General features: G+C 43.8%; 10 protein-coding genes. 9 read left to right on the top strand and 1 reads right to left on the bottom strand.

Going from position 1 to position 11,332, the window contains the following annotated elements:
• Nucleotides 1-340 precede the first annotated feature (340 nt).
• The 9 genes from RMZ95_RS31240 to RMZ95_RS31200 all read left to right on the top strand — a co-directional run bounded on the left by RMZ95_RS31240 (nt 341) and on the right by RMZ95_RS31200 (nt 10,066).
• Nucleotides 341-2,392, top strand: a complete 2,052-nt coding sequence (locus RMZ95_RS31240) for a phosphodiester glycosidase family protein (RefSeq protein ID WP_322684888.1) — start codon at nt 341-343, stop codon at nt 2,390-2,392.
• Between the two features lie 265 nt (nt 2,393-2,657).
• The gene (locus RMZ95_RS31235) at nt 2,658-3,077 is read left to right on the top strand and encodes a cupin domain-containing protein (RefSeq protein WP_322684887.1); all 420 of its coding nucleotides are present in this window, start codon (nt 2,658-2,660) and stop codon (nt 3,075-3,077) included.
• 254 nt (nt 3,078-3,331) lie between these two features.
• The gene (locus RMZ95_RS31230) at nt 3,332-3,655 is read left to right on the top strand and encodes a HesB/IscA family protein (RefSeq protein WP_099099761.1); all 324 of its coding nucleotides are present in this window, start codon (nt 3,332-3,334) and stop codon (nt 3,653-3,655) included.
• A gap of 130 nt (nt 3,656-3,785) precedes the next feature.
• Nucleotides 3,786-4,169 carry a 30S ribosomal protein S12 gene (gene rpsL, locus RMZ95_RS31225; RefSeq protein WP_012410236.1) on the top strand — a complete coding sequence of 128 codons (384 nt, stop codon included), beginning with the start codon at nt 3,786-3,788 and terminating at the stop codon, nt 4,167-4,169.
• 567 nt (nt 4,170-4,736) lie between these two features.
• On the top strand, nt 4,737-5,207 hold the full coding sequence (gene rpsG / locus RMZ95_RS31220; protein WP_069070112.1) for a 30S ribosomal protein S7: 471 nt from the start codon (nt 4,737-4,739) through the stop codon (nt 5,205-5,207).
• A gap of 137 nt (nt 5,208-5,344) precedes the next feature.
• On the top strand, nt 5,345-7,423 hold the full coding sequence (gene fusA, locus RMZ95_RS31215) for an elongation factor G (protein ID WP_322671964.1): 2,079 nt from the start codon (nt 5,345-5,347) through the stop codon (nt 7,421-7,423).
• Between the two features lie 23 nt (nt 7,424-7,446).
• Nucleotides 7,447-8,676, top strand: coding sequence for an elongation factor Tu (gene tuf / locus RMZ95_RS31210; protein WP_118168986.1), 1,230 nt, complete (start codon nt 7,447-7,449; stop codon nt 8,674-8,676).
• 188 nt (nt 8,677-8,864) lie between these two features.
• Nucleotides 8,865-9,182: a 30S ribosomal protein S10 gene (gene rpsJ, locus RMZ95_RS31205; RefSeq protein ID WP_008232935.1), complete on the top strand. Its 318-nt coding sequence runs from the start codon at nt 8,865-8,867 to the stop codon at nt 9,180-9,182.
• Between the two features lie 236 nt (nt 9,183-9,418).
• Nucleotides 9,419-10,066 (top strand): LON peptidase substrate-binding domain-containing protein, encoded by a 648-nt coding sequence (locus RMZ95_RS31200; protein WP_322684886.1) that lies wholly within the window; start codon nt 9,419-9,421, stop codon nt 10,064-10,066.
• A gap of 148 nt (nt 10,067-10,214) precedes the next feature.
• On the opposite strand, the gene pheA is transcribed toward RMZ95_RS31200, so the two are convergent.
• Nucleotides 10,215-11,090, bottom strand: a complete 876-nt coding sequence (pheA, locus tag RMZ95_RS31195; protein WP_322684885.1) for a prephenate dehydratase — start codon at nt 11,088-11,090, stop codon at nt 10,215-10,217.
• Nucleotides 11,091-11,332: the final 242 nt, after the last annotated feature.

The raw sequence follows: 11,332 nt of genomic DNA, 5'->3' as shown, positions 1-11,332 counted from the left end.
ACCAGTTGCCGCATGTATTACTATTAACTAGACATTACTGAAGTAATAACAGTAGCAACTATCGGCAGGATTAAATATCTTAATCCAGTTTTGATAACCAAAACTACCGTATATAGTGTGGTTAGAATTAGTTGGGAGTTAAAAAACTAGGTTGCAGTGGCTTTAGCGTCTAAATAAATTAATGTGTGTCTAATATTTGTCTAAAAGAGACAAGTAGCCAATATATAGATTACCATATTTATTCAAAAATAAAGTCATCTTTCCTTGATATTTCCAAATAATTGGTTAGTTTAAACCTTGGGTAATAGTTTTCCAAAGTACCTAGTAAATTATGGTAAAAATGCCGAATTGTTGCCAATCAGAGATTAGTGATGGCTCTGCAAATGCCAAGGGCGATCGCAGATTCTTCCGGGCTACTGTGTCACCAATACTTTTAACAGTACTGTGCTTAACGACTACTTGTGCTACCAACGCCCAGGAGTCCCCGAAAACGGCCAAATTTATATCCAGGTTAATCTCACAGTCACCTGCACCTCCTTTAACAGGTGTGGCATCCTCTGGTAATCAAATTTCCCTCAATGGTCGTACTTTAGCAGGAACTTGGTTACAGCGACCTGGAAAATCTGGACAGGTGACAACTCATCTCAGTGATGGGGCATTCAGGCAATTAATTGGAGTAAATTTCTTAAACAGTAGTAATTCAGCGAAGCAACCAATACAGTGGTTTTCGTCGGTGACAAAGCCACTGGTATTAGCCACTAGGTTACTAGGAGCATATCGCTATCTGGATATCACTAATTTTGCTCAAACATCTGGCTGGCAAATTCAAGCTAATGGCAACACTTTGGTGATTGCTACCCCAAAAACACAAATCACAAATATTGTTCAGAGTCAGGAACCTCCAGAGGCAAGTACTCCTTTGCAACAGACTCGGATTCTTGTCAATTTAGATCGTCCCACTCCCTGGCAAGTTGTACAAGGGTCAGCGATCGCCAAACCCCAAACTCCATCCTCCGATCCCGACACGCCAACTCCCAAACCCACTGCACCACCAAATCGAGAGTGGGCAATTACCCTCGATGGAATAGCCGATCCCGTTTTGATAGAACGCTATACTCCCCAGCCACCAGCAGCAGCACCACCAACATTGCTGCCAAACCTGCTCAAGCAATTATCACCAGCTACACCAACACAACCAATACCAGCAGCACCTGAACCACTGATTCAAAAAGTAGAGGTGGTGAAAAACCAAACGATTATTAGTCTGAGCGTTCCCTTTGGTCTATCGCCTCAACTTAGTACTATAGATAACCCCAATCGCCTGATTATCAATATTCGACCCGATCCTCTAGAAGAACGAGATATTACTTGGGCCCCAGGATTGCGCTGGCGACAGCATTATGTCAGCTTAGGTACAGAACGCTTTCCAGTGGTCTGGTTAGAAGTTAATCCTCGTAAATTTGGGCTAACATTGAAACCTATATGGGCTAGTCCTGATGGACTTGCGGGTACTGCTCCCTTAATTCAAACAGCACAACGTTACTTAGCAGTAGCTGGAGTTAATGGTGGTTATTTTAACCGTAATAATAAATTGCCATTGGGTGCGATTCGTCGGGATAATCAGTGGTTATCAGGCCCGATTCTTAACCGGGGTGCGATCGCTTGGAATAATTCAGGCCAATTTTACTTCAGTCGTCTCACTTTAGAAGAAACTTTAATTGCAGCAAATGACCAGCGCTTACCAATTCTATTTCTCAACAGTGGTTACATTCAAAGTGGCATTGCTCGTTACACCTCAGCTTGGGGAGCAACTTACACGCCCTTAACAGATAACGAAATTATCTTAGTGGTGCAGAAAGATCAAATTATTAATCAGCTACCAGGCGGCAAAGTTGGTGAGACGCCGATTCCCATTCCCCAGGATGGCTACCTACTAGCCTTACGCGCCAACGCTGCTAGTGCTGCCTCCCAGCTACCTATTGGAACCACAGTAAGTATTTCCAGCACCACTGTTCCTACAGATTTTAGTCGTTATCCCCACATTATCGGTGCTGGGCCGCTATTAGTCCAAAATCGTCAAATTGTCCTTGATGCCAAAGGCGAAAAATTCAGCAATGCCTTTATTGCCGAAAAAGCTATTCGTAGCGGTATTTGCACAACAGAAACAGGCACACTGATGATTACTGCCACACATAATCGTGTCGGCGGTTATGGGCCTAATTTGGCAGAACATGCTCAATTGATGCAACTCATGGGCTGTGTGAATGCTTTAAATTTAGATGGCGGTAGTTCTACCAGCCTCTACTTAGGAGGGCAACTACTCGATCGATCGCCCAGTACCGCTGCTCGTGTTCACAACGGAATTGGTATTTTCCTGCAACCACGAAAATGAGGGAATAGGGATCTAAATCATCAATGCCCAATGCCCCATGCCCCATCTTTTTTAAAGTTTAGAACAAGCTATCATTTTGCTTGATGAAGACTTGGTGTAAACATCAGAATTTTAGTAGTAATGGTTTACACCATAAGGTTTGATTTTGCTATGTTTATCAAAGTGCGACAAAATTGCTGATTTCCAAGGTTGCAAGATAGCGCCAGATTTTTTTATCAATAATTAAGAGTACCAACGGTTTGTTATGTCTTCAAATGAGGTAACTATGGCTCGATATCAAGAAACTACACAGACTGAAACTCTACACCTCCCTCCAAACATAACTTCCAGGGGCGTTGCTGCAACAGAATTACGTCCTTGGGGTGCTTTTACAGTTTTAGAAGAAGGGCGCGGATACAAAATTAAGCGCATCGAAGTTAAGCCCGGACACCGCCTCAGTCTACAAATGCACCATCACCGCAGCGAACATTGGATTGTCGTCTCTGGTACAGCTAGAGTAGTTTGTGGTGAGAGAGAAGTACTACTGAGCAATAATGAGTCAACTTATGTACCCCAATGTACATCTCATCGTTTAGAGAATCCTGGCGTGATCCCCTTGGTATTGATTGAAGTCCAAAATGGCGAATACTTGGGAGAAGATGATATTATCCGGTACCAAGATGACTATGCCCGTACCAAAGATTAAAATCAAAAGAACGCTATTAAAGCTCTAACCCCAAAACTGAATACATTTTTGTTTGTGTAAACCGTCTTTGTAAACGAACTACTACACCCCAGAAGTCCCTACCTAGTCAAGGTGGGGACTGAAGCATGTTAGTGTTATAAATGTAGTAATAGCGATCGCGCTCATGCCTTTGGTGATTTGGAATTTTACACAAGCAAGGGTCAACCTATCTGTAAAATGGAAGATGGGGTATTCAATTGCAAAAAACGAGTTCCATGATTCATCTGAGTCAAGCAGCCGTAAGTGAGATTGGGCGAATAAAGTCCAAGCAGCCAAATGTCTTGTTTCGATTGGCAGTAAAACCAGGTGGTTGTTCCGGGTTCTTTTATGATATGTCCTTCGATGAAGCAATAAAAGTAGACGACCAGGTTTTCGACTTGGATGAGATTCAAGTGGTCATAGATGCCGCAAGCTTAAATTACCTCAACGGTTTGAAAGTTGATTATTCAGAAGACTTAATGGGTGGTGGTTTTCGCTTCCACAATCCCCAGGCGATCGCTACCTGTGGCTGTGGCAATTCTTTCTCCTTGAGTCCTTAATGATTGAACAATTCAAAAAACAGATGTTCGATCACTAAGGAAAAATAGCAATTGACATAAAGCCGTCAAAAAAGATATAATCAGGATTTGTTAAAACTTAGACCATAAGCAGCTTTACGCGCTGTAACTCATGCCAACAATACAGCAGCTAATACGAAATGAGCGCGAACAAGCGCGTCAGAAAACCAAGTCCCCGGCTCTGAAACAATGTCCCCAACGTCGGGGAGTTTGTACCAGAGTATATACGACCACACCAAAAAAGCCTAACTCAGCCCTACGCAAAGTAGCAAGAGTCAGACTTACCTCTGGATTTGAAGTCACAGCTTACATTCCAGGCATTGGTCACAACTTACAAGAACACTCAGTTGTGATGATTCGTGGCGGTCGGGTTAAGGATCTACCAGGCGTGAGATACCACATTATCCGTGGCACCCTAGATACAGCCGGAGTTAAAGACCGCAAGCAAGGCCGTTCCAAGTATGGAACCAAGCGTCCTAAAGAAGCGAAAAAATAGGATCGGGCGATTAATCGCATCCAACACGATTAATCGTCTACCTTAAAAAAGCTGAAGGGCAAAAGAAGGAGCGCCGTCTTTGTTCTAACAGTAGTTATGAAGGCTGCTAAAGTCTGTTTCAAAAAATCAAGCAAGCTACATCTACACTAAGCGAGCAAGTGTAGAAGTTCTGAGGAGGAAAATCCTGTAATCTACAGCTAATTTCTCATCTGAACATTAAAGTTTATAATCTTGTCGCCTTGAGTATTTAGTTGCAGATAGCAAGTTAAACAATTTTAGATTTGCGATAGCGTAGCGTTAGCGAGTTATCGAGCGTCTTTTGGATTGGTCGAACCCACAAGGGAATTAGACTTAAAGACTTTTGATTTTTTCAGATCCTTGGGATCGGAATATATATCAAAAACTTTTAATCCAAAATCAAAAATCAAAAATTGGCAGTAAATAAGTCAGCCTTGCTGCAACGGTCGAAAAAAATTGAGGAAGTCTGAGGGTTGGGTTCTACCGCTTTTAGTTTCCGGTGTCTGATAGCATATAATTTCGTTGCCAATTCCGAATTAAAGGTGAAGTATGTCTCGTCGTGGTGTTATTCAAAGGCGCCCAGTTCCGTCTGACTCAGTATATAATAGTCGCCTTGTGAGCATGATTATCAGACGGATCATGCGTCATGGCAAAAAATCACTTGCCGCACGCATTGTTTATGATGCATTAAAAACTATTGAAGAACGCACTGGTGCTGGTGCTTTGGAAACCTTTGAAAGAGCAGTGCGAAATGCCACGCCTTTAGTAGAAGTAAAAGCTCGGCGAGTTGGTGGAGCAACCTACCAAGTACCAATGGAAGTGCGTACAGAACGGGGCACTACCCTAGCACTGCGTTGGTTAGTGCAATATTCCCGCTCCAGACCAGGCCGGACAATGGCCAGCAAATTGGCAAATGAGTTAATGGATGCTGCCAACGAAACTGGCAATGCGATTCGCAAACGCGAAGAAACGCACCGGATGGCGGAAGCTAACAAAGCATTCGCACACTATCGTTACTAAGTAAAAAAGCGATATATCGCCTTGCCGAAGCGGTATATCGTAGATTTACACAAAAAGACGGTTTTCCCTAAAAGTATAGAATCTTAACAAAGAGTAATATACAAGATATCATGAGGCAAAAACTATAGGAGGTAGCTGTGGCACGCACGATCCCGCTAGAGAAAGTACGCAACATTGGTATTGCGGCGCATATAGATGCGGGCAAAACAACAACAACAGAGAGAATATTATTTTACTCTGGGATAATTCATAAAATTGGCGAAGTTCATGAAGGAACTGCCGTCACAGACTGGATGGAGCAGGAGCGGGAACGGGGAATTACCATTACTGCCGCTGCCATCAGTACCAGTTGGAAAGATCATCAAATAAACATTATCGATACTCCGGGTCACGTAGACTTCACAATTGAAGTTGAGCGTTCCATGCGCGTGTTGGATGGTGTAATCGCAGTATTTTGTTCTGTGGGCGGCGTGCAACCGCAGTCTGAGACAGTGTGGCGTCAAGCAGAACGCTACAAAGTTCCTCGGATAGCCTTTATCAACAAGATGGATCGCACCGGAGCGAACTTTTATAAAGTTCACGACCAAATCCGCGATCGCCTACGGGCGAATGCGATCGCCATTCAACTACCAATTGGTAGTGAAAATGACTTCCGAGGTATCGTTGACCTAGTAGGACAACGTGCGTATATTTACGCCAATGACCAAGGTACTGATATCCAGGAAACCGATATCCCAGAAGAATTGCAAGCGCAGGTAGAAGAATTCCGCACCAAGCTAATCGAAGCCGCAGCAGAAACCGATGATGCTCTGATGACTAAGTACTTCGAGGGCGAAGAACTAACAGAACAGGAAATTCGGACTGCCCTGCGTAAAGGCACAATTGCGGGAACCATTGTACCAGTACTTTGCGGTTCAGCATTCAAAAACAAAGGCGTGCAGTTGATGCTGGATGCCGTTGTAGATTACCTGCCAGCGCCAAGTGAAGTACCGCCGATTCAAGGCTTACTACCCAATGGCGATACTGTTGAGCGGCGGGCTGATGACAACGAACCCCTAGCAGCTCTGGCATTCAAGATTATGGCTGACCCTTATGGTCGCCTGACATTTGTTCGAGTTTATTCTGGTGTCCTGAAAAAGGGCAGCTACGTTCTCAACGCTAGTAAGAATAAAAAAGAACGGATCTCCCGCTTAGTTCTAATGAAGGCAGATGATCGGCAAGATGTCGATGAACTGCGAGCGGGTGATTTAGGAGCAGCTCTGGGATTGAAAGACACCTTGACAGGTGACACCCTCTGTGATGATGGATCGCCAGTAATTCTGGAATCCCTATTCATTCCTGAGCCTGTGATCTCGGTGGCGGTTGAACCCAAAACCAAGAACGACATGGACAAACTGTCCAAGGCTCTGCAATCTCTCTCAGAAGAAGACCCCACCTTCCGTGTCCGCGTCGATCCGGAAACAAACCAGACCGTGATCGCGGGAATGGGAGAGCTACACCTAGAAATTCTAGTAGACCGGATGTTACGAGAATTCAAGGTGGAAGCGAATGTAGGTGCCCCACAAGTAGCTTACCGAGAAACAATTCGGAAAGCTGTGAACAAAGTTGAGGGCAAATTCATCCGCCAAAGTGGTGGTAAAGGTCAATACGGTCACGTTGTGATCAATTTGGAGCCTGGAGAACCCGGTACTGGCTTTGAATTCGTTTCCAAAATTGCTGGCGGTACAGTACCTAAAGAGTACGTTGGCCCCGCAGAACAAGGAATGAAAGAAAGCTGTGAATCCGGTGTTCTAGCTGGATATCCATTGATTGACGTTAAAGCAACGCTAATTGATGGGTCATACCACGATGTAGACTCTTCAGAAATGGCTTTCAAAATCGCTGGCTCAATGGCGATGAAGGAGGCTGTACTGAAAGCTTCACCTGTCATCTTAGAACCTATGATGAAAGTTGAAGTTGAAGTTCCTGAAGACTATATGGGGAACGTCATTGGCGACCTTAACACCCGCCGAGGGCAGATTGAAAGCCAAAGCACCGAAAAGGGACTCGCTAAGGTAACATCCAAAGTTCCATTGGCGAGCATGTTTGGCTACGCCACTGATATTCGGTCAAAAACGCAAGGTCGGGGTACCTTCACGATGGAGTTCAGCCACTACGAAGAGGTGCCTCGCAGCGTAGCTGAAACTATCATTGCAAAAAGCAAAGGGAACGCTTAGTTAAAATAAGGAAATGAGCATTCATGGCACGCGCAAAGTTTGAAAGGAATAAACCCCACATTAATATCGGTACAGTTGGCCACGTTGACCACGGTAAAACTACCTTGACAGCAGCCATCACCCTGACATTGGCAGCTCTTGGTCAAGCTGTAGCTAAGGGCTACGACCAAATTGATAATGCCCCAGAAGAAAAGGCACGGGGTATTACCATCAATACTGCTCACGTAGAGTATGAAACCGAAAGTCGGCACTATGCTCACGTAGACTGTCCAGGGCACGCTGACTATGTGAAGAACATGATCACCGGTGCTGCCCAAATGGACGGAGGTATCCTCGTAGTTGCTGCTACCGATGGCCCTATGCCCCAAACCCGCGAACACATCCTGTTGGCAAAACAGGTAGGCGTTCCCAGTCTGGTTGTCTTCTTGAACAAAGAAGATTTGATGGATGACCCAGAACTCTTGGAACTAGTAGAACTAGAACTTAGAGAACTGCTTTCTAGCTACGATTTCCCTGGCGATGATATCCCCATTATCAAAGGCTCTGGTCTGCAAGCTCTAGAAGCAATGACCAAGAATCCCAAGACCAAACGCGGTGAAAATCCTTGGGTAGACAAAATCTACGAATTGATGGATGCTGTAGATTCTTACATCCCCACTCCTGAGCGGGATGTTGATAAACCCTTCCTGATGGCTGTAGAAGACGTTTTCTCAATTACAGGTCGTGGTACTGTCGCCACCGGTCGGATTGAGCGCGGTGTAGTCAAAGTTGGTGATAACGTTGAACTAGTGGGTATCAGAGATACTCGCGCCACTACCGTAACTGGTATTGAGATGTTCAAGAAGAGTCTCGACCAAGGTATGGCTGGGGATAACGCTGGCGTACTACTCCGGGGTATCCAGAAGGCTGATATTGAACGGGGTATGGTTATCGCCAAACCTGGTTCGATTAAACCTCACAATGAATTTGAAGGTGAGGTTTATGTCCTAACAGAAAAAGAAGGTGGTCGTAAGACTCCATTTTTCGCTGGTTACCGTCCCCAGTTCTATGTGCGGACAACTGATGTAACTGGCACCATCAAAGCTTACACCTCCGATGAAGGCAAAGAAGTAGAAATGGTGATGCCAGGCGATCGCATCAAGATGACAGTAGAATTGATCAACGCGATCGCGATTGAACAAGGAATGCGCTTCGCTATCCGCGAAGGTGGTCGCACCATCGGTGCTGGTGTCGTCTCCAAAATTATCAAGTAGCAAGCACCTTTTTGCTCATCACAAAGGAGCAGAGATGGTATGTATTTTGCCTCTCTGCTCCTTTCTCTTCCCTCTTATAAATAAGGTAATAGGTTACAGGGGACAGGTAATAGTTTTCTGTAACCTTTACCCTGTAACCTTTAACCTGTAAATACTCCCCTAATTACGCAGAACCTGGAAAATTAAAGATGGCAACTCTACAGCAGCAGAAGATTAGAATTCGCTTACAAGCCTTTGACAGGCGCTTATTAGATACATCTTGCGAGAAGATTGTAGACACAGCTAACCGCACCAACGCTACAGCTATAGGCCCAATTCCTTTACCAACAAAACGCCGGATCTATTGTGTGCTGCGATCGCCTCACGTAGATAAAGATTCACGGGAGCACTTTGAAACCCGTACTCATCGCCGGATTATTGACATTTACCAGCCCTCTTCTAAGACTATTGATGCCCTGATGAAATTGGATCTACCATCGGGTGTAGATATTGAAGTCAAACTTTAATTTAGTCATTAGTCACTTGTACTGAGCATAGTCGAAGTATTGGTCATTTGTCCTTTGCTAATGACAAAGGACAAAGGACAAAAGACAAATTACATTAGTATGAATATTTACACAGCCCTGAAGAAATATATCTCAGGGCTTTTATTTAGCTAGGAAACAAATGATAGAATGTACATAAAGTACGGGAAAAGCAGAGAAAAAGAAATTTTAAAGATTAAGTTTATACCAAAGTAACAATGACATCATCTTCTAAAATTGCAGTTCGCGAACTACCTCTGTTCCCGTTACCCGAAGTAGTTCTGTTTCCTACCAGGCCATTACCCCTGCACATATTTGAATTTCGCTACCGAATCATGATAAATACGATTTTGGAAAGCGATCGCAGGTTCGGGGTTTTGATGTTCGATCCAGTCAAAGGTACAATTGCAAACACTGGTTGCTGTGCTGAAATCATTCATCACCAGCGGCTACCAGACGATCGGATCAAGATGATGACTTTAGGGCAGCAACGATTTCGTGTCTTAGAGTATGTTCGTGAAAAACCATATCGCGTTGGCTTAGTTGAATGGATTGAAGACCAACCACCTAGTAAAGATTTGCGACCTTTATCAACTGAAGTAGAACAACTACTGCGAGATGTGGTGCGTCTGTCAGCCAAATTAACCGAACAAAATATTGAATTGCCAGAAGATTTGCCCGATCTACCAACAGAGTTATCTTATTGGGTAGCCAGTAATCTTTATGGTGTCGCCGCAGAGCAGCAATTATTGTTAGAAATGCAAGATACTGTAACCCGTCTAGAGCGGGAAGCAGAAATTTTAACTTCTACTCGGAATCACTTGGCAGCTCGCGCTGTTCTCAAAGATACATTTAGTCAAAAGTGAGGAGTAGAGACGCGATTAATCGCGTCTGTACAGTAAGGAGTTAGGAAGAAAAAACAAAAATAAAAGATCGACAACTTATAATTTATATTTTCTAGCTGAAAACTGGTAAATCATAAATGATAACTCTTAACAAATAACTTCTAACTTTTTAAGTAACGGCGGCGATCGGTAAAACATTGTAAGCGCCAAGAATTTTTAAAATCTCTGTGTGGGTAGTTAATTCTGCTAAAGCAGATTGCATTTGTGCTTCCTTGGCATCTGCTTCTAAATCTACGAAAAACAAGTATTCGCCTAGCGATCGCTTCGTCGGACGAGATTCAATCCGGCTGAGGTTAATCCCTAGTTGAGCAAATATTTGCAAAGGTTTGACTAATGCTCCGGGTGTGTTGGCAGGCATACTAAAAGCCAGCGATGTGTGACTAGCAGGCGCTCTTGTTGCTTGGTATCCAGCGTCTACTTCCCCCTGACTTACTACCCAAAAACGAGTAAAGTTTTCTGGATAGTCGTTGATGTTACTGGCAAGTATCGGCAATTTGTAGAGTTGAGCGGCTCTACTAGAAGCGATCGCTGCTGTTGTTGTCTCTTGCTCCAATCGCTGTAGTGCTTCGGTTGTAGAATTGCTAGGAATAATCTGTATAGTCGGCAGAAACCGCTCTAACCATCCCTGACATTGTGCCAAAGCTTGTGGGTGAGAGTAAACAGTTTTAATACTATCTAAATTAGACGCACAAGAAATTAACATATGGGCAATGGGTAATACCAAAGCCAACTGAATTCGCAAACTGTCCAATTGCCAAAGTGTATCCAGTGTTGTAGTAACACTTCCTTCAATAGAATTTTCCACTGGTACAACAGCCAACTGCGCTTGACCATTCGCAACGGCTTGCAGTGATTGGGAAATGCTGGGATAGGGGCATAATCTAGCTTCAATTGCCCTACTTTTGCTCAACCAGTTGGCATAAAAAATAGTTGCTTGTTCTGCATAAGTACCGGGAGGCCCCAAATGTGCGATCGATAAAGTCATACTTTTAGCCTTGAGTCGCGAGTTTAATGCCTAAACAAAGATTATGATATTTTGGTTTGGCAAATATATCCAACATTTACTCTTACTAAACACTGTTATCTCTAAAATTTACGCACTAAAGGGATAAAAGGAAATATGTATCCAAGAAAACAAGTTATGGAAATCAGTCTTCTAGCAGATAGATTTCCTATAGGACTCATATTTGATTGCGTGAAAAAAACTCAGTACAGCTTTATTCCTTC

This window comes from Nostoc sp. DedQUE07, assembly GCF_034530975.2.
Classification (GTDB): Bacteria; Cyanobacteriota; Cyanobacteriia; order Cyanobacteriales; family Nostocaceae; genus Nostoc.
Note: the sequence above shows the minus strand (reverse complement) of the source record. Positions and strands in the feature narration are given on the sequence as shown.

What these genes read in the sequence shown, in the direction of transcription:
- pheA (WP_322684885.1), bottom strand. Translation starts at nt 11,090, where the DNA reads ATGACTTTATCGATCGCACATTTGGGGCCTCCCGGTACTTATGCAGAA.
- RMZ95_RS31240 (WP_322684888.1), top strand. Translation starts at nt 341, where the DNA reads ATGCCGAATTGTTGCCAATCAGAGATTAGTGATGGCTCTGCAAATGCC.
- rpsG (WP_069070112.1), top strand. Translation starts at nt 4,737, where the DNA reads ATGTCTCGTCGTGGTGTTATTCAAAGGCGCCCAGTTCCGTCTGACTCA.
- tuf (WP_118168986.1), top strand. Translation starts at nt 7,447, where the DNA reads ATGGCACGCGCAAAGTTTGAAAGGAATAAACCCCACATTAATATCGGT.
- RMZ95_RS31200 (WP_322684886.1), top strand. Translation starts at nt 9,419, where the DNA reads ATGACATCATCTTCTAAAATTGCAGTTCGCGAACTACCTCTGTTCCCG.
- RMZ95_RS31230 (WP_099099761.1), top strand. Translation starts at nt 3,332, where the DNA reads ATGATTCATCTGAGTCAAGCAGCCGTAAGTGAGATTGGGCGAATAAAG.
- rpsJ (WP_008232935.1), top strand. Translation starts at nt 8,865, where the DNA reads ATGGCAACTCTACAGCAGCAGAAGATTAGAATTCGCTTACAAGCCTTT.
- RMZ95_RS31235 (WP_322684887.1), top strand. Translation starts at nt 2,658, where the DNA reads ATGGCTCGATATCAAGAAACTACACAGACTGAAACTCTACACCTCCCT.
- rpsL (WP_012410236.1), top strand. Translation starts at nt 3,786, where the DNA reads ATGCCAACAATACAGCAGCTAATACGAAATGAGCGCGAACAAGCGCGT.